The organism is Gordonia sp. NPDC003422, assembly GCF_053588675.1.
Map to the genome: position 1 here is coordinate 318,551 of NZ_JBSFQL010000001.1, position 22,937 is coordinate 341,487.

Genomic DNA, 22,937 nt, shown 5'->3' on the forward strand with positions numbered 1-22,937 from the left:
GGGACCACCTCTGATGACCCTGCCCCGCATCGCGATCGTCGGCTTCGCGCACAGCCCCAACGTCGCCGGCACCCATGGCACCACCAACGGCGTCGAAATGCTGATCCCCTGCTTCGACAAGCTCTACGCCGAACTCGGCATCGCCCGCACCGACATCGAGTTCTGGTGCAGCGGCTCGTCGGATTACCTTGCCGGACGTGCCTTCTCGTTCATCTCGGCGATCGACTCGATCGGCGCCATGCCGCCGATCAACGAGTCCCACGTGGAGATGGACGGCGCCTGGGCGCTCTACGAGGCGTGGGTGAAGATCGCCACCGGCGAGGTCGACCTCGCGCTCGCCTACGGATTCGGCAAGGCGACCGCGGGCAACATGGATCAGACCTTGGCACTGCAGACCGACCCGTACACCGTCGCGCCACTGTGGCCCGATGCCCGCGCGCTCGGCGCCCTGCAGGCCCGCGCCGGGATCGATGCCGGCGTCTGGACCGAGGCCGACATGGCCGCCGTTGCGGCACGCACCACCGGAGCCTCCGTCGACGAGCTTCTCGCGTCCGACTACGTAGCGAATCCGTTGCGCGCCCACGACATCGCGCCATACACCGACGCCGCGGCGGCGGTCGTCATCGCCAGCGAACGTCGGGCCCGCGAGCTCGTCGCCAACCCGGCCTTCGTGACCGGTTGGGACCATCGCATCGACACACCCAACTTCGGCGCACGCGACCTCACCGTGTCGCCGTCGACCAAGCTGGCCGGCGACACGGCGTTTGCCGGCCGGAGCCGAGCCGTTGACGTGGCCGAGATCAATGCGTCCTACACGCATCAGGAGCTGATCGTGCGCAACGCGCTCGAATTGCCGGAGACCGTGCGTATCAACCCATCCGGCGGATCGCTGGCCGGCAACTCGCTCTTCTCGGCCGGCTTGCAGCGCGTCGGCTACGCGGCACACGAGATCCTCACCGGCAACGCGCAGACCGCGCTCGCCCACGCGTCGAGCGGCCCGCTGCTGCAACAGAACATGGTGGTCACCCTCGCTGCCGAGACCGCAGGAGACGAAAACTGATGGCACACAACAATCGCGCAGCGGTACTCGGGACCGGGCAGACCAAATACGTCGCCAAACGCCACGACGTCACGATGGCCGGCATGTGCCGTGAGGCCATCGACGCCGCGCTCGCCGACGCCAAGGTCTCCATCGACGACATCGACGCCATCGTGATCGGCAAGGCCCCCGACCTTTTCGAGGGCGCCATGATGCCCGAACTCGCCATGGCCGAGGCGATCGGCGCGGTCGGCAAGCGGCTGATCCGTGTACATACGGCAGGCTCGGTCGGCGGGTCGACGGCCAATGTCGCCGCGTCGCTGGTGTTCGCCGGCGTACACCGCCGCGTGCTGGCCGTCGCCTGGGAGAAGCAGTCCGAGTCGAATGCCATGTGGGCGTTGTCGATTCCCGTTCCCTTCACCAAGCCGGTGGGTGCCGGTGCGGGCGGCTTCTTCGCCCCACACGTGCGCTCCTACATCCGCCAGTCGGGTGCGCCCGAGCACGTCGGCGCGATGGTCGCCGCCAAGGATCGCCGTAACGGCGCGTTGAACCCCCTCGCCCACCTGCATCAGCCGGATCAGACCGTCGAGAAGGTGATGAGCTCACAGATGCTGTGGGATCCGATCCGCTACGACGAGACCTGCCCGTCGTCGGACGGTGCGTGCGCAGTGGTCATCGGTGACGAGCAGGCCGCCGACGATGCCGTCGCCGCGGGCGATCCGGTCGCGTGGGTTCACGCCACCGCGATGCGCACCGAACCGCTGTCCTACGCCCACCGCAACGTCGTCAGCCCGCAGGCGGGTCGCGATGCGGCAGCGGCACTCTGGAAGGCCGGCGGCATCAGCAACCCCCTCGACGAGATCGACGCCGCCGAAGTGTACGTGCCGTTCTCGTGGTTCGAGCCGATGTGGCTGGAGAACCTGGGCTTCACCCCCGAGGGCGAGGGCTGGAAGCTCACCGAGGCCGGCGAAACCGAGATCGGCGGTCGGATCCCCTTCAACCCGTCCGGCGGTGTGCTGTCGTCGAATCCGATCGGCGCGTCGGGCATGATCCGCTTCGCCGAGGCCGCGATCCAGGTGATGGGCAAAGCGGGCGATCATCAGGTCGCCGACGCGAGGAAAGCCCTCGGGCACGCGTACGGCGGTGGGTCTCAATACTTCTCGATGTGGCTCGTGGGTGCGGACAAGCCGCTGCACTGAAAGTAGGGGAAGAAGTTCCTCCCCTACCCTTGGTGTCCTCCCTGCTTATTTCCGCGGGGAGGGCTCCAACTCCCACGGACGAATCTCGGGGATGAATCCCGGGCGACGCCGCTCACGCGACGAGGCCGGCGCGCTGCAGCGCTTGCATGATCTTCTTGGCGAACTTGACCGGGTCCCTGAGGTCGGCCCAGGTCCACCGGACAACGATGATGCCGCAGTCCCGAATCGCGTCCTCGCGGAGCTTTTCGGCGTAGATGACCTCCTCGGACAGCCGGTGCCCACTTGCCGCCGACTCGCGGTGGTACTTGAACTTCCCGTCGAACTCGCCGACGACGAGCACGCGGCCCTCGGCGTCGCGCCATCCGAAGTCGCAGCGCTTCACCGACCCGTCGGCAACGGTCACCTCGACCTGGAGCTCGGGCTCCGGGATGCTGGGGTTCTCGCAGATGACGCACTTGCTCAACGATTCACCGATGCTCTCGGACCCTTTCGATGCGAAGGGAAGTGCCGCACGCAGCGTGGCGATCCCGTGTTGGCGACGCAGCGTCGAGGCGATCGCGTCGAGATCGATGTGCTCATTGCGTCGGCTCGCCTGATAGAGGCCGGAGTCCAAGGCGCACAAGGCTTGACGGGGAGTGCCGGTCATCGCGACATCGCACACCGTGCGACCGATGGATGTCATCGTCGTACCGTCGATCGTGACCAAATGCTCGTCCGGAACATCGGTTTGGTGAATTGCCAGGTTCGGCGACGTGCGACCTGAGCGTCGAGAGACGAAATGTACAGTCGACAAATCCGGTTGGAGCAACGGAATCTTGAGCATCGCGGCCGCGGACTGGTGGCTGAGAAACCTGTTCGGCCTGCCGGTCCGGAGTGCCGCGCGGATCATGTCGAGGTACCGCTCCTCGCGACGGGTGATCGTATCCTCGTCGTCGGACTCGGTGACGCGGACGTAAGTTCCCCACCAGACACGCTCGATGGTCTTGTCGCGCAGAGCTTGTCGGATCTCCCAGTCGGATGTCCCCTTGGGAACGATGTCGCGGCGGAAGACGAGTGGGTTGTCGGTGGGTGTGGTGCGGAAGTCGAACTCTTCGGGGTTGGTCATCGCCCGATCGTGCGCCACAATCGCGCCGTCCAGCGACGCTTATCCACAGGTGTGCACAACCGGCTTGACCTTCTTCCCCGAGATTCGTCCGCGGGAGTTGGAGTCGTCCGCGCGAAATTGGCGGGGAGGACACCAAGACTAGGGGAAGAACTTCTTCCCCTACTTCTTTCGGGCCTCCGGAAGTGCGCACGCAGCCCCGTCGGACATACCCGTCGGACGGACGCCGAGCCCCTGGTTGAGCCGCGCGCGCTGGTTCTCCCACGCGATCGTGGCAGCCAGCTCCGCCAACTGTTTGTCCGAAAGATGTTGCGACAGTTCGCGACGCACCTCGGCGAGATCATCGCCGACGGCGGGTGTGATCGTCATGGCCTCGGCGTAGGCGAGCACCAGCTTCTCGACGGCAGAGTAGGCGTCGCTGTCGCGGAAGACCGGTAGGTCCCGGATCTGACGCTCGGTGACGCCTGAACTGCGCGCGAGAGCAGAGCCGATGTCGAGACAGAACTCGCAACTCACCAGGCCTGCCGTCTTGAGCTCGGCGAGCTCCTTGAGCTTGGGGTCCAGCGCGTTGCTCAACAACAGCGCCGACTCGTAGACACCGGTGCCGACCAACAGCTGCGGCCGGCGTCCGAGCCACCCCACCAGGTCACCCCGGTGTCGGCGAGCCGACCTGAACGCCTTCACATAGCCACGAGTCCGATCCAGTGCACGCATCACTCCACCGTAGCAGCGTGCCCGGACCTCTCAGGCGCGGCGAACCGAGTTGATCGTCGCCTCAACCTCCCAAAATGCGCGTAGCGCAACGAGTTTGCCGTTGTCATCAGCACGGTAGGTGAACACTCCGCGGGCTTGCGAGACGTGGCCGGCGATGTGCGTGACGATCTTCCCGATGTAGGCGACCTCGTTGCCGCAGATGATCTCCTCGTCGAAGACGAAGTCGATGCTCTCCGTGGTGGCTATCGACTTGTCCCAGAAGTCGGCGATCTCGGCGTGACCGTGAAACCCCTTGCCCTCCGGATCGAACATCGACGGTCCGACCGGATCCTCCACCGACCCCTCGGCGGCGAAGTTCTCCACCCACGCCTGCTTGTCGCGGGTGGCGACAAACTCGCGCGAGCGTCGTCCGGCCACCACGGCCGGGTGGTTCTGACGATCGATGTTCAGGTATGCGGGAGTATCACTGGTTGCCGTCATCCTCACTTGGTCCCGTAATCGACCTGGAGTTCCTTGACGCCGTTGATCCAGCCGTGACGCAGACGACGCGGCGCCTCGAGCTTGGTGATGTCGGGCACCAGATCGGCGAGAGCGTTGAACATCAGGTTGATCTCCATGCGGGCCAGGTTGGCGCCGACGCAGAAGTGTGCGCCGTTGCCGCCGAATCCGACGTGCGGGTTCGGGTCGCGCAAGACGTTGAAGCTGAACGGGTCGTCGAACACGTCCTCGTCGTAATTGGCTGAGCCGTAGAACATTCCGACGCGTTCACCGGCCTTGATGTCGACGCCGCCGACCTGGGTGTCGTTCTTGGCGGTGCGCTGGAAGCAGTTGACCGGCGTCGCCCAGCGGACGATCTCGTCCACCGCGGTCGCGGGGCGTTCCTTCTTGAACAGTTCCCACTGGTCGGGGTGGTCGAGGAAGGCGTTCATGCCGTGGCTGATGGCATTTCGCGTGGTCTCGTTGCCTGCCACGGTCAGCAGGATGAAGAAGAAGCCGAACTCCGCCTCGTCGAGCGACTGTCCGTCGATGTCGGCGTTGACGAGGACACTGACGATATCCTCCACCGGGTTCTTCCGGCGTTCCTCGGCCATGTTGTAGCCGTAGCCCAAGATCTCGGCCGACGCCATCTGCGGATCGACGCCGAACTCCGGGTCGTCGTAGTTCATCATGTTGTTCGACCAGTCGAACAGCTTGGTCCGATCCTCCTCGGGCACACCGAGCAGGTCCGCGATGGCCAGGAGCGGCAGGTCGACGGCCACGTCGTGGACGAAGTCACCGGTCCCCTTGTCCGCGGCGGCCTTCACGATGGTGCGGGCAGCATCGTCGAGCTTCTCTTCGAGCGAGTGGACTGCCCGAGGGGTGAACGCCTTGGACACCAGCTTGCGCAGACGGGTGTGGTCCGGCGGATCGTGGTTGATCAGCAGCGCCTTGGTGACGTCGAGCTGATCCTGGGTCATCTCGTCGTCGAACCGCATGATGACGCCGTTGGTGGCGGTCGCCCAATCCGCGTTGTTCTTGGAGATCTCCCGGATGTGCTGGTGCTTGGAGATCACCCAGTAGCCACCGTCGTGGAAGCCGCCGCCCTTGCCTTGCGCCTGCGCATTCCACCAGACCGGCGCGGTCTTGCGCAGCTGCGCGAACTCCTGCACCGGAATACCCTTTTCGAGCAGGTCCGGATTCGTGAAATCCCACCCCTCCTGCTCCATGAACGGGCACTTCGCGACACTGTCCGAAGCACTCGCACCCGCGGTCACCGATTCGCTACCGATCGGGGCGCTCTGGGCCTGGGTCACGTCACACCACCTCGCTGTGAGATCTCGTTGAGACTAGAACCTGTTACAAATCTCATTGAAGCACATAGATTCCCGTCGCGCGAACACGAATGAGAACTTGTTCTAGTTTTGTCAATGTGACCTGGGTCTATGGTCCCCGTCACTCTAACTGAAACTGATCTCACGTGCTTCCAGTAGGTCCGCCCATCATCTCCGACCCTGGCCCATGGACGAGAACGAGAACATGTTCTACTTTCTAGGTATCCACGTGGAATAAGCCAAAGGGGTGTTGGGCATGGGTGTACCGGTGATCGTCGAAGCTGCCAGGACGCCGATCGGCAAACGTGCGGGCTGGTTGTCCGGCCTACACGCCGAAGAGCTGTTGGGAATCGCGCAACGCGGGCTCATCGAGAAGGCCGGCATCGACCCTGCACTTGTCGAACAGGTCATTGGGGGGTGTGTGACCCAAGCGGGCGCGCAGGCCGGGAACGTCACCCGCAAGGGCTGGCTCTCGGCGGGCCTTCCCGACACGACGGGCGCCACCACCATCGACTGCCAGTGCGGATCGGCGCAGCAGGCCAATCACCTGATCGCCGGACTCATCGCGACAGACGCGATCGATGTCGGCATTGCCTGCGGGATCGAGATGATGTCGCAGGCCGCACTCGGCGCCAACGTCGGAACCCAGGCCGGGCCGTATCACGCCGAATCCTGGCAGGTCGACATGCCCGACCAGTTCACCGCCGCCGAGCGGATCGCGCAGCGCCGCGGCATCACCCGCGCCGACGTCGACGAACTCGGCGTTCGGAGCCAGCAGCGCGCGCGTCGCGCATGGGACGAAGGACGATTCGACCGCGAAGTGCTCACCTTCAAGGCGCCCGAACGCACCCGCGAGGGCGAACTCACCGGCAACATCATCGACGTCAACCGCGACCAGGGACTCCGCGACACGACGCCGGAATCCCTTGCGGCGCTGAAGCCGGTGATCGAAGGCGGCATCCACACGGCCGGGACGTCGTCGCAGATCTCCGACGGCGCGGCCGCAGTCCTCATCATGGACGAGGCCAAGGCACGGGCCCTGGGACTCACTCCGCGCGCCCGGATCAAGGCCCAGGCACTGGTCGGCGCCGAACCGCATTATCACCTCGACGGCCCGGTGCAGGCCACCGAGCGGGTACTGGCGAAGTCGGGAATGTCGTTGTCCGACATCGACATCGTCGAGATCAACGAGGCGTTCGCATCCGTGGTGCTCAGCTGGGCGCGCGTCCACGGCGCCGACATGGACAAGGTCAACGTCAACGGCGGTGCCATCGCACTCGGACATCCGGTGGGCAGCACCGGATCTCGCCTCATCACCACGGCCCTGCACGAGCTCGAACGCAGCGACTCGCAGACCGCCCTGGTCACCATGTGCGCGGGCGGCGCACTGGCAACCGGCACCATCCTCGAGCGGATCTGAGCATGGCGAAGTCGGCCTTCGACCCCGACAGCCGGCCCAAACAGCTTGACTCGCCGTTTGTCTCACGTCTGATCAAGCTGGGCTCGCGGGCCAACACGGCGATGTACAAGGCGACCGGCGGACGGCTCGGCGGCACGTGGCGGGTGGGCGCCGGACTGCACAAACCGGCACCGGTCTGCCTGCTGACGACCATCGGCCGCAAGAGTGGCAAGCCGCGCACCGCACCGCTGATCTACCTACGACGCGGCGACGCGTTCGTGGTTGTCGCCTCGCAGGGCGGCAGCGCCACCCACCCGGCGTGGTATCTGAATCTGCGTGACAATCCCGATGTTTCGATTCAAGTGGGCAAGAAGACGTTCGATCTGCGCGCCCGCGTCGCCTCCGACACCGAACGTGCCGAGTTGTGGCCCGAACTGGTGAATGTCTATGCCGACTACGACACGTACGCCGCGTGGACCGATCAGGCACCCACCAAACGCATCATCCCGGTGGTGATCTGCGAACCGCGCTGACCGCTCTCAGCGCCGGTTGCGGGACAGCTCCCGGACCGCGGCGCCCGCCCAGGAATCCAGGAACGTCCGCAACTCCGGACCGGATCGGGGCGGAGCTCCCGGATCGAGAACCATCGACTGCAGCGTGCGCAGCACGATCTCGGTGATGATGTCCAGCTCGTCCGCGCCATAGCCCGCGCTCGCCCAGTCGACGTCGAACCGCCCCACCACCGAACCCGCGAACTGACGAGCGAGGTCGGAGGTGAACTCACCCACGACGGGGATGCTCAACCTGTCGGCCCGTAGGAGCAGGCCGACATAGTTGTCGGTGACGAGTTCCTCGAGCACCCCGGCGATGCCCTCGACGATCGCGGTGTCGGGCTCGTAGATCCCGCGCAGGCGGGCCGTCATGCGTTCGAGCAGTCCCTCGACGGCGTCGACCGCCGTGGCCGCGAGAAGTTCGTCGGTCCCGCCGAAGTAGCGGTACACGGTCTGACGTGTGACACCGAGTTCACGGGCAACGTCGGCCAGACTCGTCGCGGCCCCACGCCGGTCGATTGTCAGGCGGGTGGCGGCCAGGATCCGCGCCACCGCCTCCTCGTCGTTGACGGGAACACGGCCGCCCCATCCATGCGTACGCACCAGACGACCCTACGTCACCACGACACCTACTCTCCGGTAGACATCGCGGTCCGATCGACCATACGCATTGAGGCTTGGTGTATGGTGGTGTGACAACGCGCACAGCACGACGACGCGCGCGTTCCGACCTCGAAGGAAGCCATATGACCGCACCGACCGAGGTGTGTCCGTTCCGCAAGGGATTCGACTTCACCGACCCCGACCTGATCGAGCACGGGATGCCCATCGCCGAGTTCGCCCAACTGCGCCGCACCGAACCCGTGTGGTGGAACGAGCAGTTGCCCGGAACCGGCGGCGGTTTCCACGACGGTGGGTACTGGGTCATCTCCAAACACGCTCACGTGCGCGAGATCTCGAAGAACAGCCAGGTGTGGTCGACCAACGCCAACGGCGCGATCATCCGGCTACCGGAGTACGTCACCTCGGACCAGATCGAGTTCACCAAAGCGCTCCTGATCAATCACGATCCGCCCGAGCACACTCGGCTGCGCAAGATCGTGTCGCGGATCTTCACCCCCAAAGCAGTTGGCGCCCTTCATGAACGACTGAAGGAGTCGGCGGCGCGCATCGTGACCGACGCCGCCGCGAAGGCCGACGGCAACTTCGTCGACGACGTCGCGATCCACCTGCCCCTGCAGGCGATCCTGGACTTGATCGGCGTCCCCGAACCCGACCGCGCGCGGATTCACCTGCTCGTCGACGCGATCATCAACAGCGACGATCCGGATCAGTCCATCGACCCGGCCACCGCGAACGCCGAGTTGCTCGGCTACGCCTACAACATGGCCGAAGAACGTCGCAAGAACCCGACCGACGACATCGTCACGACCCTCGTGCAGGCCGACATCGACGGTGAAGCCTTGAACGAGTTGGAGTTCGGCTTCTTCGTCATCCTGCTCATCACCGCGGGCAACGAGACCACTCGCAACGCCACCACCCACGGGATGAACGCCTTCTTCGATCACCCCGACCAATGGGAACTGTTCAAACGCGAACGGCCCGCGACCACCGTCGACGAGATCCTCCGGTGGGCCACCCCGGTGCACGCCTTCCAGCGAACCGCCCTGTCCGACACCACAGTCGGTGGCGTGGAGATCGCCGAAGGCCAACGGGTCGGCCTGTTCTACAGCTCCGCCAACTACGACGAGGACGTCTTCGACGATCCGTTCACCTTCAACATCTCCCGAGATCCCAACCCGCACCTGGCTTTCGGTGGAAACGGCGCACACTTCTGCATCGGCGCCAACCTCGCCCGCCTCGAGTTGCGGCTGATCTTCGACGCGATTGCCGACACACTCCCCGACATCTCGCGCATCGGCGACATGCGTCGCGTGCGCTCGGGGTGGCTCAACGGCGTCAAGGAACTCGACGTCCGCTACGGCTGCCCGGTCGCCTGAGGCCGGCGGGAGGGGACTCAGGCCGCCGGCTTCAGCGCCCACGCCGGCACCCAGTGCGTCACCCTCTCCTCGCGCCCCTTGGCCTTGACGGTGTAGGAGACCCGGCCGAAGAAGTAGCCCCACTCATCCCGCATCCAAGCGGTGAGAACGGCGGTCTGCACGGCGCGGATCTGCAGGCCGTCGGGCTGGTAGCGCCCCACGAAGTGCGGTGGCGTCGGGAACAGCGCAGACAGGTCGATGAGAACGGCCCGGTGGCCCACCGGGTAGTAGACCTGACCGTGCCGCTGGCCGTTGTCACCACCGATCGCCTTCATGCCCACTATCGAACTCTAGTTCGATAGTGGGCATGAACTCAACTCATCCGACGCCGCGGTCGTTACCGGCCCAGTACTGGGCGCGCAGCGCCTTCTTGTCGGGCTTGCCCAGTGCGGTCAGCGGCAGTGCGTCGGCGAAGATGACCTGCTTGGGTGACTGCACCGCGCCCTTGCGTTCCTTGACCGCGGCCTGGATCTGCTCGGTGACGCGAGCCTTGGCCGCGTCGTCGGACTCCGCGTCGGCCCGCAGCACGACGACCGCTGTGACGGCCTCGCCCCACTTCTCGTCGGGCACCCCGATCACTCCCACCTGACCCACCGAAGGATGTTCGGCGACAACGTCTTCCACCTCACGCGGGAACACGTTGAAGCCACCGGTGACGATCATGTCCTTGGTGCGGTCGACGATGTACCAGTAGCCGTCCGTGTCTTCGCGAGCGATGTCGCCGGTGCGCAGCCAGCCGTCGCGGAAGGTGTCGGCGGTCTGTTCGGGCAGACCGAGATATCCGCCGGCCAACAGCGGTCCCGCGACGCAGATCTCGCCGGGTTCACCCTGCGCGACCGGCTTGTCGTCGGGCCCCAGAAGGGCCGTGCGCAGGAAGGCCGACGGACGACCGCAACTGCTGAGCCGGCGCTGATCCTGGCCCTTGCGGGGATGGGCGTCCTTGGGCAGATAGCTGATCACCATGGGCGCCTCGGACTGCCCGTAGTACTGGGCGAAGATCGGCCCGAACCGCTCGATCGCCTCGGCCAACCGGACCGGATTGATCGGCGACGCACCATAATACACGGTCTCCAGCGACGACAGATCCCGCGTGCGCGAGTCGGGATGATCCATCAGCGCGTACAGCATCGACGGCACCAGCATCGTCGCGGTGATCTTCTGTTCTTCGATGGTGCGCAGCACCTCGGCGGGATCGAACTTCGACAGCACCACCATCGACCCGCCCTTCATCAGGGTGGGGATGAAGAAGGCTGCGCCCGCGTGTGAGAGCGGGGTGCACAGCAGGAATCGGGGGTGTTCGGGCCATTCCCATTCGGCCAGTTGGATCTGCGTCATGGTGGCCATCGCGCGGGCAGTTCCGATGACGCCCTTGGGTTTTCCGGTGGTTCCGCCGGTGTAGGTGATCGACACGACATGTTCGGGCGGCAGCGGCGCGGACACCAGCGGCTTGGGCTGATAGGTGTCGGCCTCGGCGATCACGTCGCGGCCCTGGCCGGCGAGCGCCTCGGGCACCGGACCCAGGGTCAGGATCTGCTTGAGGCCGTCGACGCGCTCGAGCAAGGCGACGGCCCGCTCCACGAACATCGGCACCGGGTCGATGACCAGAGTGGTGACGCCGGCGTCGGAGAGGACGTAGGCGTGGTCGTCGAGCGAGCCGAGCGGATGCAGCGCGGTTCGTCGCCAGCCCTGCGTCTGGCCGGCCCCGATGACGAACAGCACCTCCGGCCGGTTGAGGGCGAGGAGACCGACGGCGGTGCCGGTGCCCGCGCCGAGCGCCTCGAACGCCTGGATGTAGCGGCTGACCGCGGCGGCCATCTCGCCGCCGGTCATCTCGGTGTCGCCGAGGACGAGTACCTTGCGGTTGGCGTGGCGGCGAAGCGCAGCGACCATCAGGTCGCCCATGTGGGTGCCGCCGCGGAGATGGTCGAAGTCGGAGGTCTGCTGAACGTCGGTCATGGGTCCACACTAGGACGTGTTGCAACTTGAGGGAAGCACATCCGCTCGATATCCGGTTTCACATGCACATATGCGAAATTCAATGAAAGTAGAACCTGTTTCAATTCAGCCACACGGTGTGCGTTGCAGAGGTTGTGACGCAGTCGGGCGTGCGCACCGGCTGTGGCCTAGGATCACTGTCATGACTGATCTTGACCTGGCCACCGCCCGCCGCGACATCACCGACGCCCTGCTCACCGCGCTCGAGCGTCGGCACGAGGTTCTCGACGCGATCGTCGACGCCGAGAACCACGACGAGGCCGTCGACGCGATCGCGAGCCTGCTGGGCAAGTCGCAGTTGGGTGCGCAGGCGATCCTCGACATGAAGCTCGACGGCCTGACCAAGGATCAGCGTCGCAAGAATCAGGCCGAACTCTCCGATCTCAACAACGCACTGACCTTCACGCTGGCCGAGCGTCCCGCCAGCAGCGGCGACACCCTCGACCTCCGACCGTTCTCCGCCGACGGCGACGCCGACCTGTTCGCGGTGCGCACCGACGAACTCGGTGTCGCGGGCGACGGTTCGGGCGCACCTGCGGGCAACCTTGACGACGAGATCAGCAAGGCCACCGGCCGCGTCGACAACGAGGAAGCCGTCTGGCTCGTCGCGGTCGAGGGCGCCGACAAGGTCGGGTTCGTCTTCGGTGAACTCACCGACGGCGAGGTCGACGTCCGCATCTGGATCCACCCCGAGCACCGCAAGCACGGCTACGGAACCGCGGCCCTGCGCAAGTCGCGCTCGGAGATGGCCGCCTACTTCCCCGGCGTACCGATGGTGGTGCGCGCACCGGGAGCGTGAGCTCAATGCATCCATACGCCACCAACCCGTGTGAGTAGAGTTCATCTCTGTGGTGCGTGGTCCGCTGGAGCGGGATACCTGTCGCGACTACGTGCTGCCCGCACTCATAGCGGCCGGCTGGTCTGACGACCAGATCCGGCCGGAATTTCCCGTCACCGCCAAGCGAATCCTGACCGCAGCCGGCGCAACTCGAGACCTTGGCGACGGACGGGTCGACTACGTACTCGAGGTGATACCCGGCGTCCCGGTCGCTGTCGTTGAAGCCAAGCGCGAGTACCGGAACGCGGCGGACGGCCTACAACAAGCGGTTCGCTATGCGCAGCAGCTCGACGTTCCACTCGCCTACGCGACGAACGGCGACTCGATCATCGAACGCGATATGCGTTCGGGCAGAGAACGACACGTGAGCTCGTTCGTGACACCGCCAGAAGCTGCGGACCGTTACGCGCAGCTACATAGACTTGACGCAGATGGATGCGCACTCATTTTCTCCGAGTTCAATCGCGGCAAGCGAACCGCTTCTGGTGACGTCGTCACGCCACGTTGGTATCAGGTGGTGGCAATCCACCGCGTCCTGCGCGCCATCGCCCGGGGTGATCGACGGGTCTTGCTGTTGATGGCCACCGGTACTGGTAAGACGTTCACCGCCATGCAACTCGTCCACAAGTTGCGCACTCATGCACGAAAGACCGATCGCCGGAGCAACTACCGGGTGCTGTATCTCGCCGATCGTGACATTCTCGTCGAGGATCCGAAACGCAAGGATTTCACCGCCGCCTTCGGAAGCGATCCGCTGTGCCGCGTCGGCGGTAGGTACGATCGCTCGCGCGAGATCTACTTCGCCACATACCAAGCACTATCAGGCGGTCGCGGCGATTCCGACGAGCTATTTCGCCGGTACCGCCCGGACTTCTTCGACGTTGTGATCGTCGACGAGTGCCACCGTGGCAGCGCTTCCGAAAACTCCTCGTGGCGAAGGATTCTCGATCACTTCTCCGACGCAGTTCAGGTCGGCCTGACTGCCACGCCGAAGCAGGATGACACCGTCGACACCTACGCGTACTTCGGTGATCCGGTATTCAGTTACTCACTCCGACAAGGTATCGAGGACGGATTCCTCGCACCGTACCGCGTTCGGCTGGTCCGACTCAGCCCCGACACAGACGGATGGGAGCCGGATCCGGGCCAGCTGGATCGCTACGGTCGCGAAATCCCTGAAGGCCAATACTCCACGCGCGATTTCGAACGAGTCGTTCGATTGCTGGCGCGCACCGACCTTGCCGCGCAATATCTCTCGCGCATTCTTGAGCGTGACCCCGATGGCAAGATGATCATCTTCTGCGTCGACCAGACGCACGCGGATGACATGCGTCGAGCGATGTTGAATGCCAACCCGCAGCGCAGCGCCGACGACAGCGAGTGGGTGGTACGGATCGTCGGCGCGGAGACCGAGAAGGCGCGCCTCCTCGACAATTTCGCTGATCCCGAACGAGATCCACCGTCACCCCTGGTCGCCACGACATCCCGGCTGCTGTCCACCGGCGTCGACATCCCCGACTTGAAGTATGTCGTCATCTTTCGTCCCGTCGGGTCAGCTGTGGAGTTCAAACAGATCGTCGGCCGCGGGACTCGGCTGTATCCCGACCGCGGCAAGACATCCTTCGAGATCATCGACTTCGTCTGCGCAACAGATCATTTCGACGACCCAGATTTCGATGGTTTTCCCACCCGCACGATCATCGACAACGGCACTGCACCATCGGAGCCAGCCGACGACGACATCGACACAGAGCCAGCAGGCGAACCGGCGGTGGCACAGACTGAACCGGATTTCACCGCGCACAACCCCGAGGGGGATGCCACCGGAGACCACTCGGACGCCGAACCACGCACCAGATTCGTTGTGGATGTCGGGAATTTCCGCGTGGTCGCCGAGGCAGTCCTCGTCCCCGATCGGTCAACCGGCAACTTGGTCTTGACCGACTACGGCGAGTACATCGCCACTCAGATACGCCAAATAGCCTCGAGTCCAGACGAACTGGCGCAGCGGTGGACGACGGCCATCTCGCGCGCGGAGGTACTCGCCACACTCGACGACCTCGGCGTGAAGCTCGACGAGATCGCCCCGGACGGCTTCGCCGATCTCGACCCACTCGACGTATTGGTACGCATCGCGTGGAACCGCCCGACCCGCACCCGCGCCGAACGCGCCCGCCGGGCGCGCGAGGCACATCACCGCGACCTCGACGCGCGCTCGGACATCGCACGAGCCGTACTGAACGCGCCACTCGACAGCTATGCGGAGTTCGGCGTTGACGAGATCACCTCCCCGCAAGTTTCGAAGGTTCCCCCATCTCCGACATCGGACGACCCGCCGATATCGCGCGAGCCCTGGGGGACGAGCAAGACCTGGCATCCCTGATCGACGAGGTCCAAACGTGGATCTATGACAAATTTGTATCTTGACGGGGATGCTTCACGTCAAACTAAAGTAATGATTGAGTTCTACGTGCTACGCTCTCCCCGTGCCCGGGCCAAGTCAGGACCTCAGACGCGAACTGCAGTCCGTCGCGTTCTCCCAGCACGGATACTTCACCGCCGCACAGGCGCGCGAGATCGGGTACAGCTACCAGGCACAGAAGTATCACGCCGACCACGGCAATTGGCTACGAATCGACAGGGGTTTGTTTCGGCTTCCCGGGTGGCCCGCCGCACCCGAGGACACGTACATGCGGTGGGTCCTGTGGAGCGGCAACCGGGCGGTGATCTCCCATGACTCGGCACTCGCGCTCCACGGCTTGTCCGACTCCAATCCTGCACGCGTGCATCTGACCGTCCCATACGGATTTCGCGCGACCGATGACGCGGTGATCATTCATCATGCTCAGGAATTGCCGGACTCTGACATCGAGCACCGAGGATCGTGGTCGCTGACAACAGTGGGCCGCACACTCGCCGACGTGGCCGGCAGCGACACCTCGCAGGAGATCGTCACGGACGCGGTGGCCGACGCGCTCGATCGCGGGCTGATAACCAGACGACGACTGGTCCGTCGTGCATCAGACAGCGACGACCGCACAGCACTCCGACTCGAGCGCGCACTGTCTGCCGGGATCGATCGATGAGCACTCGCAGCAACCGCCAACGTTCGGTCAACGATCGAATCCGAATTGCCGCACAGGAGCGCGGCATCGACGCCAATCGAATTCGACGTGGGCTCGTGTTCCAGCGAATCCTGGCTCGACTTGCGATCCGGGGTGTTGTCCTCAAGGGCGGATTCTGCTTGGAGGTCCGACTCCCCGAAACCGCCCGCGCCACCAAGGACATGGACCTGGTTGGACGCATGGCCATCACCGATGACCCCCTGGATCTGCAGGACACACTCGACGAAGCACTCGACGTCGATACCGACGACGACTGCTTCACATTCGATGTCGGCCGCCCGCGTCATCTCCGCGACGAGACCGAAGATGCACGCGCGTGGCGTATTCCGATCACCGCGTATCTCGACCGCGAACCTTTCGAACACGTGAAAGTCGATCTGGTAGGGCAGATCGATGAGGTAGCTGGTTCGACGGAGTAACTGAGTGTTCCACCACCCGTACCGATCCCCGGAATCGAGGCGGTGTCGGTCACTGCTGTCGACGTCTACCAGCACGCCGCCGAAAAGTTCCATGCACTCGCGCGGATCTACGCCCACGACCGCCCGTCATCCCGTGTGAAAGACCTCGTCGACCTCGTTCTACTCGTCGAGGCCGGGCTCCTGGTAGACCTCACCAGGCTCCGCGATCGACTGGCAGTCGTGTACCGCAGCCGCGACGATTCTGCTCCACCGGCGGATCTCGATCAGCCACCACATGATTGGGCGCGGCCGTTCACAACCCACATGACAGACGTGCACTGCCACGTCACTGACATCAGCTACGGCTTCGCACAGGTACGGACGGTCTACCTGTCAGCGATTTTCGAAGGAGACACCGAATGAGCAGCAAGGCGCCATCAACCAGGACGAGGGCGGCAGCACCGCAAACCACCCGTGCTCGGCTCCAGTCCATCATCAAAGAGTCCCGCAACATCATGCGCAAGGACGCCGGACTCAATGGTGAACTGGATCGCCTCCCTCAACTCGCGTGGTTGCTGTTCCTGCGCGCCTTCGACGAGGTCGAGAACGAACGTCGAGCACTCGACCGCTCCTACAAGCCGGCGATCACGGGTACATATCGCTGGTCGGCGTGGGCGAACGGCGATCTCACCGGTGACCCACTCTTGGAATTCGTCAACGGCGATCTGTTACCCCATCTGCGCGAGACACGCGGGTCACAGTCGGCCGGCGATACCCGTGACACGCTTGCGTCCATCTTCGCCAACATCGACAACAGGATGCTCAGCGGCCATCTGCTGCGCGAGCTCGTCGACCAGATCGACAAGGTCGACTTCGCGAACGCCGACGACCTCCACACCATGGCGCACCTGTACGAATCGATGCTCAAGGAAATGCGTGATGTCGCAGGCGATTCCGGCGAGTTCTACACCCCACGCCCGCTCGTCCGATTCATCACCGACATGGTCAATCCGCAGGTTGGCGAAGAGGTCATGGATCCGGCGATGGGTACCGGCGGCTTCCTCGTCGAGGCATTCGAGCACATGATCGTGAACGCGAGGACCGCACGCCAGCGTGAAAAGGTGCAGGCGTCGATCAGAGGGTTCGAAAAGAAGTCGATGCCATATCTGTTGGCGCAGATGAACTTTCTGCTGCACGAGATGGACGGTGCACGCACAGTCCAGACCAATTCGTTGATGAACCCCATCGCCGACATGCGCCGCGATGGCGTCGATGTCATTCTGACCAACCCTCCGTTCGGCGGTGAGGAAGAGAAAGGTATCCAATCCCACTTCCCCGCCAATCAGAGGACCGCGGAGACGGTGTGGCTGTTCCTACAAGCGGTCAAGGCGCGACTAGAGAAGCGAAAAGGCCGCTGCGGCATCGTTGTTCCCAACTCGGTCCTCTTCGATCAAGGCGTCGGGGCACGGATCAAAGCCGACCTGATGAGCAAGTTCAATCTGCACACCGTGCTTCGCCTGCCCAATGGTGTCTTCGCGCCGTACACGATCATTCCGAGCAACGTGTTGTTCTTCGAGCACGGCAAGCAACAGGATCATGTCTGGTTCTACGAGCACCCGTTACCCGAGGGACGCAAGAACTACACCAAGACCAAACCACTGCAGTTCGAAGAGTTCGCGGACTGTGAGAAGTGGTGGGGTGGAAGCGATCGCGAGGGTCGCGTGGAGAATGAGCGGGCCTGGAAGGTGCCGCTCACCGACATCGTCGACGGCAAGTACAACCTCGACCTCCGCAATCCGCATCGGCCGGACGATCTGACACACCGGTCTCCCTCCGAGCTGGTGGCCGAACTAATCGACACCGAACGTGAATTGCTCGGTGTACTCGAGCAATTGCAACGGGAGATCAAGGAGTTCTCCGCGTGAAGGCAAGGACAGCGAAGCTTGGTGAGCTCCTCACACTCCGGCGCGAAAAGGTAGAGGTCGAGCTAGCCGAGTCATATACCGAAATCGGAGTCCGTTCGTTCGGAAAGGGACTATTCATCAAGCCGCCCGTAACAGGTGCCGACCTAGGTGACAAGCGGTGCTTCTGGATTCGCGAAGGCGACCTCGTCGTCAGCAACGTATTTGCCTGGGAGGGCGCGGCCGCGGTCGCGGACCGCGAGCACGATCTCTTGATCGGCTCTCATCGCTTCATGACCTGGACGCCGACCGCGGCCGATGTTTCGACCGCCTATCTTCGCCACTTCCTGACGTCGGACGCCGGAATCAGGTTGATGGCGGCCGCCTCGCCAGGTTCAGCCGGCCGGAACCGAACGCTCTCGGTATCCAACTTCATTTCGATCACCGTCCCGCTTCCAACCTTGCGTGTGCAGCAGCGCATCGCCGATCACCTCGACGCCATCGAGGTCATCTCGGCGAGAGCGAGTTCGAATAGCGTTGGTAGGAAGGCCGCTTACCACGATCTCGTCAATCACTTAGAGCAGCGTTCCGCCATGTCTGTTGGCACAACCCCCCTCAGGGACGTGGTGACGCTCCGCAGAACCGCTGTGAACGTCGCGCCCGATCACCGCTACCAGATGGCGGGGCTGCTGAATCGTGGACGTGGGATGTTTCGTCGTCCGGCGATCAATGGAAACGAGACCAAATACACAACCTTGTACCTGGCCGAAGCCGGCCAACTGATTTACAGCAAGCTGTTCGGCTGGGAGGGGTCGATCGCAATCGTTCCGGACGATATGGACGGTTGCTACGTATCCAGTGAGTTTCCGACATTCGACATCGACTGCGATGCAGTCGATCCTGTCTATCTCGGGCACATGCTCGGGTGGGAAGGTGTGGTCAACCAGTTAGCCTCATCGACGACGGGGTTGGGCCAAAGACGCCAGCGTGTGAACATTCCAGACTTTCTCCGTGTCGAAATTCCTATCCCACCTCTGGGCGAGCAGCAGCGCATAGGGGTGGCGCTTGACATGGCCCGCCGCGCCGTCGAATTGTCCGATGCTCAGAAGTCGATCTCCAACGCCCTCCTCCCCGCCGCTCGCAACGAGGTGTTCAACGCAATGCTGTGAGGTTCTGCGAACCGGACCAGATCGAGGATCAAATTCTGTCGTACCCCTCTGCGATAGTGGACACATGTTCGAACCGGGGCGGGACACCAGCGAGGCCACACTGGCCGACGCGGGTGAAACCGACCTGGCCACAGCAGCTTCGGCGTTCACCCGCATCGAGTTCGAAGCGATGGCCCGCAAAATCCTGGCCGCCTACCACCTCGGCCGCAAAGTCTTCGACCGCGTGCAGGCCGCCGACTCCGACCGCTACCGCAAACGCATGCCCGACAAAGCCGCCCTGCGCGAAGTCTCCCTGCATTTCGCCGTCCCACCGGCCACCGCCGGACGGTGGATGACTCTGGGCGCTCTGCTGCAAGACCTCCCGGCGGTACGGGCCGCGTTCCTCGCCGGGGACCTGTCCGAATCCCGCGCCTCCTTGGTCGCGCACGCCGTTGTCGGCGTGGATGCCGAGCAGCGTACGGCTGCCGAGGAGGCCGCGTTGATCCTGGCCGGCGGCGCGTCCACCAACGCGGTGCTGTCGGACAAACTCGACGAACTGGTGATCGCCCTGGACCCCGACGCGGCGGCCGACGTGCGGGAAGAGTTCGCCGAACGCTACCAAGACGTGCGCTTCGCCAAGGCCCCGTACGGGCAAGTCGCCATCTCAGCGACGTTGGGATTGGGTGACGCCCGCTATCTGCAATCCCGGATCACCGGGCTGATCCACCACTACCTGTGCGCCGACGATCCGCGCCTGCCCGGTCAGCAACGCGCGGATGCGCTGGTCGCCATCACCCGCGGCCGTACCGAGTTGGAGTGCCAGTGCGGGTCAGACACCTGCGGTGCCCGCGCGAACCAGAAGCCGGACCCCGAACCCGACCCGGACCCGGCTGACGACGCAGACGCAGATGTCGACGCCGAGGTCGCGCCGAAACCGGACGCTGCGTCCGCTAAGCCGTCGACCGCACTCGTACCCACCCGGTCGGCGGTGGTGGTGGTCACCGACGCCCCCACTTTGGCGGGTCTGACCGGGGAGATGGTGCCGTTCGTGCCCGGCTACGGCGTCATCGACCCCGCCCACGCGCGTGCACTCGCCGAAGATGCCACCTGGACCGGCATGTACCGCGAAAGCCAACGGTTCATGCATCGCAGTGACCCCACCGACACCGACCCCGATGGTCGGGTCAGCATGTTGCGCGCCGGACGACCCCGAAAAGCCGGCCGCATCCACGTACCCGCCCACCTCGGCGGCAACTCACAGACCGGCTCGGCGCTGGTCCGGGTGCTCTCACGCCCACCCAACCCCACCCCGATCGACCCCACCGGACACGGTGGGCTACTCGTACCCCCGGTCGGGGCGTTGGACTACGAACCAACAGACGCACAGCGGCGCGCCATCGCGCTGACTGACCACCACTGCCGCGGACCCTACTGCGGACGACCCGTGGCCGAATGCCAACTCGACCACGTCAAGCCCTACAACCATGCCCACCCGATCGACGGCGGCTGGACCATCACCGACGACCTCATCCCGCTGTGCATCCCATGCCACCAGTTCAAGCATCTCGAGATTTGGATACCCACATTGGCCGAAGGACGCGCAGTCATCTGGCGGCACGCGGTCACCGGCAAGGTCATCATCACCTGGCCATAGTCCGGCTACTTCACGTCCGGCGCTGTGATGCTGGCCCAATCGTCGCCACTCACGATGACATGATCAAGGAATCGGATACCTACTTCCCGGGTGGCCCGGCGAAGGCGTTGCGTGGCCTCACGGTCCTCAGTGCTCGGAATCACGGTGCCACCCGGATGGTTGTGCGCCAACGCAATTGCCACCGCATCGTGTCGAAGTGCCAGCGCAAGGATCTCGCGGACGGGAACCATGCACGAAATTGCGCTCCCCGTCGCAACAATCGCGGACTTACGCAACCGGTGCGCGGCGTCGAGGATCAGCAGCAGAACGTGCTCGGTTCGTACGCTGCCGATCCGCGAGATCGCCGCAGCCGCAATGTCTGCCGACGAGGCGACTACCGGTGCGTGAACGAGGGATATTCGCGAGGATAGTGCGAACGCCGCCACGAGGGTGCTGGCCTTGGCGGCACCGATCCCAGAGTGCCTAGCCAGTTCGTCAACGTCTGCGTTAGCAATTCCGGCCACACCGCCCAGTTCTGCAAGCAATACGGCGGCCAATTCTGTTGCAGGTCTGCCACGCGTGCCCGACCCGAGAAGGATTGCCACCAACTCGGCGTCGCTGAGCGCCGCCGGGCCAAGCGACGCAAGGCGTTCGCGGGGGCGATCACGGACCGGGCGGGACATCAACGGTGGTAAGCCGGGGCCAATCATTCCGGTGACGATAGCGCCCATTTCACGAATGCTTGGGCGGTTGTCAACAGGACAGCAAGATAGTGCTCACACCCGCCGCGGCACCCCGAATCGCGCCACGATGGCCCGGATCTGATCGCCCTCGTCGACGACGAAGGTCTCCGACACCTTGGCCGCCAGCCCGAGAAACTTCGGCGCGACGTGGACATAGTACCGGGTTGACACACTGTGTCCGTCGACCTCCGCCTCGAAATCGCTGATGCGGTGGATCAGACGGAACTGCGGGCCCCGCGCGAGACTGCGCGCGATGTGTGGACCGTTGCGTCCGGTCTTCACCCCGAATTCCACTCGCGTGCAATCGGGATGGAGAGAGACGGCCGACGCGTCGTGGCTCACCAACGCATCGACGTAGGCCTTGGCGGCCGCGATGCGTGCGGCGTCGCGCTCGCTCACCGGGCGCCGTACACGGGCACGGGTTCGGGCGTCTTGGCCAGCAGCTCTTCGACGACGGGACCGAGTTCGGCGGGCTCCCAACGGGATCCCTTGTCACGTTCGACGCTGCGCTGCCACCCGTCGAGCGCGGTGATCCGCCCGCCTTCGACCTCGAAGACGCGGCCGGTGACCGACGCCGATTCGGGTGACCCCAGCCAGACCACGAGTGGGGAGATGTTGGCCGGGTCCATCACATCGAACGAGCCGTCGGCCGGTGCCGCCATCTGTGCGGCCATGTCGTCGCCGGCGCCCATCGTCATCTGCGTGCGAGCCGCGGGGGCGATCGCGTTGGCGGTGACTCCGTAGCCGCCCAGTTCCGCCGCTGCCTGGATGGTGAGACCGAGGATGCCGGCCTTGGCCGCCACGTAGTTGCCCTGGCCGACCGAACCGAACAGTCCCGCACCGGAACTCGTGTTGATGATGCGTCCGGCCGGCTGCCGTCCCGCCTTGGACTCGGCCCGCCAGTACGCGCTGGCGCTCCGCAGGGTGACGAAGTGCCCCTTCAGATGAACCCGCACCACGGCATCCCATTCGTCCTCCGACAGCGACACCAGCATGCGGTCGCGGACGAATCCGGCATTGTTGACCAGGATGTCGAGACGACCGAACTCGCTCACCGCCGTGTCCACCAGCGCGGCACCGTAATCCCAATCGGCGACGTCGCCGACCGAGGCCACAGCTTCCCCACCGGCGGCGCGGATCTCGTCGGCCACGGCCGCTGCCGCGTCGGCCGCATAGTCGTTGACCACGACCCGCGCGCCGTCGGCCGCGAAGGCCAGCGCATGCGCCCGTCCGATACCCTGCCCGGCGCCGGTCACGATCGCGACCCGACCCTCGTTCACCCTGTCACCCAAGACTTTTCCC

21 protein-coding genes and 1 pseudogene are annotated in these 22,937 nt (G+C 64.6%); 12 read left to right on the top strand and 10 right to left on the bottom strand.

All coding sequences use genetic code 11. From position 1 onward, the window contains the following. Positions 1–13 precede the first annotated feature (13 nt). On the top strand, positions 14–1,060 hold the full coding sequence (locus ACWDTF_RS01300; protein ID WP_240861257.1) for a thiolase domain-containing protein: 1,047 nt from the start codon (positions 14–16) through the stop codon (positions 1,058–1,060). After that, on the top strand, positions 1,060–2,238 hold the full coding sequence (locus ACWDTF_RS01305; protein WP_240861206.1) for a thiolase domain-containing protein: 1,179 nt from the start codon (positions 1,060–1,062) through the stop codon (positions 2,236–2,238). Before ACWDTF_RS01300 ends, ACWDTF_RS01305 begins: the two co-directional genes overlap by 1 nt. Positions 2,239–2,350: 112 nt before the next feature. Here the strand turns inward: ACWDTF_RS01305 and ACWDTF_RS01310 are convergent, their stop codons facing one another. The 4 genes from ACWDTF_RS01310 to ACWDTF_RS01325 form a co-directional block, all read right to left on the bottom strand. After that, positions 2,351–3,343: a hypothetical protein gene (locus ACWDTF_RS01310; RefSeq protein ID WP_240861204.1), complete on the bottom strand. Its 993-nt coding sequence runs from the start codon at positions 3,341–3,343 to the stop codon at positions 2,351–2,353. A gap of 159 nt (positions 3,344–3,502) precedes the next feature. Beyond that, complete coding sequence (locus ACWDTF_RS01315; RefSeq protein WP_240861202.1) at positions 3,503–4,054, bottom strand: carboxymuconolactone decarboxylase family protein; 552 nt, start codon at positions 4,052–4,054, stop codon at positions 3,503–3,505. Between the two features lie 30 nt (positions 4,055–4,084). Next, positions 4,085–4,534 carry a nuclear transport factor 2 family protein gene (locus tag ACWDTF_RS01320; protein ID WP_240861200.1) on the bottom strand — a complete coding sequence of 150 codons (450 nt, stop codon included), beginning with the start codon at positions 4,532–4,534 and terminating at the stop codon, positions 4,085–4,087. A gap of 2 nt (positions 4,535–4,536) precedes the next feature. Continuing rightward, positions 4,537–5,847: a cytochrome P450 gene (locus ACWDTF_RS01325; protein WP_308221075.1), complete on the bottom strand. Its 1,311-nt coding sequence runs from the start codon at positions 5,845–5,847 to the stop codon at positions 4,537–4,539. Positions 5,848–6,121: 274 nt separating this feature from the next. On the opposite strand from ACWDTF_RS01325, the gene ACWDTF_RS01330 reads away from it, so the two are divergent. Then, positions 6,122–7,285, top strand: a complete 1,164-nt coding sequence (locus ACWDTF_RS01330) for a steroid 3-ketoacyl-CoA thiolase (protein ID WP_355274832.1) — start codon at positions 6,122–6,124, stop codon at positions 7,283–7,285. Positions 7,286–7,287: 2 nt separating this feature from the next. Next, the gene (locus ACWDTF_RS01335; RefSeq protein WP_240861197.1) at positions 7,288–7,797 is read left to right on the top strand and encodes a nitroreductase family deazaflavin-dependent oxidoreductase; all 510 of its coding nucleotides are present in this window, start codon (positions 7,288–7,290) and stop codon (positions 7,795–7,797) included. A 6-nt stretch (positions 7,798–7,803) separates the two neighbouring features. On the opposite strand, the gene ACWDTF_RS01340 is transcribed toward ACWDTF_RS01335, so the two are convergent. Further along, entirely contained in the window at positions 7,804–8,418 is a 615-nt protein-coding gene (locus ACWDTF_RS01340) for a TetR/AcrR family transcriptional regulator (RefSeq protein WP_449753861.1), read from the bottom strand. Positions 8,419–8,561: 143 nt separating this feature from the next. Here ACWDTF_RS01340 and ACWDTF_RS01345 point away from each other — a divergent pair, with 143 nt between their 5' ends. Then, a complete protein-coding gene (locus ACWDTF_RS01345) occupies positions 8,562–9,815 on the top strand; it encodes a cytochrome P450 (RefSeq protein ID WP_240861193.1) in 1,254 nt (417 codons plus the stop codon). A 17-nt stretch (positions 9,816–9,832) separates the two neighbouring features. On the opposite strand, the gene ACWDTF_RS01350 is transcribed toward ACWDTF_RS01345, so the two are convergent. Beyond that, complete coding sequence (locus ACWDTF_RS01350) at positions 9,833–10,129, bottom strand: hypothetical protein (RefSeq protein ID WP_240861252.1); 297 nt, start codon at positions 10,127–10,129, stop codon at positions 9,833–9,835. 43 nt (positions 10,130–10,172) lie between these two features. Next, entirely contained in the window at positions 10,173–11,810 is a 1,638-nt protein-coding gene (gene fadD8, locus ACWDTF_RS01355; protein WP_449753862.1) for a fatty-acid--CoA ligase FadD8, read from the bottom strand. A 181-nt stretch (positions 11,811–11,991) separates the two neighbouring features. Here fadD8 and ACWDTF_RS01360 point away from each other — a divergent pair, with 181 nt between their 5' ends. The 7 genes and pseudogenes from ACWDTF_RS01360 to ACWDTF_RS01390 all read left to right on the top strand — a co-directional run bounded on the left by ACWDTF_RS01360 (position 11,992) and on the right by ACWDTF_RS01390 (position 20,913). Next, positions 11,992–12,648, top strand: coding sequence for a GNAT family N-acetyltransferase (locus ACWDTF_RS01360; protein ID WP_240861189.1), 657 nt, complete (start codon positions 11,992–11,994; stop codon positions 12,646–12,648). Between the two features lie 49 nt (positions 12,649–12,697). Beyond that, a complete protein-coding gene (gene hsdR / locus ACWDTF_RS01365) occupies positions 12,698–15,070 on the top strand; it encodes an EcoAI/FtnUII family type I restriction enzme subunit R (protein ID WP_449753863.1) in 2,373 nt (790 codons plus the stop codon). A 103-nt stretch (positions 15,071–15,173) separates the two neighbouring features. Further along, complete coding sequence (locus ACWDTF_RS01370) at positions 15,174–15,773, top strand: type IV toxin-antitoxin system AbiEi family antitoxin domain-containing protein (protein ID WP_355274818.1); 600 nt, start codon at positions 15,174–15,176, stop codon at positions 15,771–15,773. Beyond that, positions 15,770–16,633, top strand: a pseudogene (locus ACWDTF_RS01375) (nucleotidyl transferase AbiEii/AbiGii toxin family protein). Before ACWDTF_RS01370 ends, ACWDTF_RS01375 begins: the two are co-directional and overlap by 4 nt. Next, positions 16,630–18,135 carry an N-6 DNA methylase gene (locus tag ACWDTF_RS01380; protein WP_449753864.1) on the top strand — a complete coding sequence of 502 codons (1,506 nt, stop codon included), beginning with the start codon at positions 16,630–16,632 and terminating at the stop codon, positions 18,133–18,135. Before ACWDTF_RS01375 ends, ACWDTF_RS01380 begins: the two are co-directional and overlap by 4 nt. Continuing rightward, a complete protein-coding gene (locus tag ACWDTF_RS01385; RefSeq protein ID WP_433256326.1) occupies positions 18,132–19,280 on the top strand; it encodes a hypothetical protein in 1,149 nt (382 codons plus the stop codon). Before ACWDTF_RS01380 ends, ACWDTF_RS01385 begins: the two co-directional genes overlap by 4 nt. Positions 19,281–19,344: 64 nt before the next feature. Continuing rightward, on the top strand, positions 19,345–20,913 hold the full coding sequence (locus ACWDTF_RS01390; protein WP_449753865.1) for a DUF222 domain-containing protein: 1,569 nt from the start codon (positions 19,345–19,347) through the stop codon (positions 20,911–20,913). 5 nt (positions 20,914–20,918) lie between these two features. On the opposite strand, the gene radC is transcribed toward ACWDTF_RS01390, so the two are convergent. The 3 genes from radC to ACWDTF_RS01405 all read right to left on the bottom strand — a co-directional run bounded on the left by radC (position 20,919) and on the right by ACWDTF_RS01405 (position 22,927). Continuing rightward, entirely contained in the window at positions 20,919–21,602 is a 684-nt protein-coding gene (gene radC, locus ACWDTF_RS01395; RefSeq protein WP_449753866.1) for a RadC family protein, read from the bottom strand. A 66-nt stretch (positions 21,603–21,668) separates the two neighbouring features. After that, positions 21,669–22,034: a hypothetical protein gene (locus ACWDTF_RS01400; protein ID WP_355277729.1), complete on the bottom strand. Its 366-nt coding sequence runs from the start codon at positions 22,032–22,034 to the stop codon at positions 21,669–21,671. Continuing rightward, positions 22,031–22,927, bottom strand: coding sequence for an SDR family oxidoreductase (locus ACWDTF_RS01405; RefSeq protein WP_240861185.1), 897 nt, complete (start codon positions 22,925–22,927; stop codon positions 22,031–22,033). Before ACWDTF_RS01405 ends, ACWDTF_RS01400 begins: the two co-directional genes overlap by 4 nt. Between the last annotated feature and the right edge of the window lie 10 nt (positions 22,928–22,937).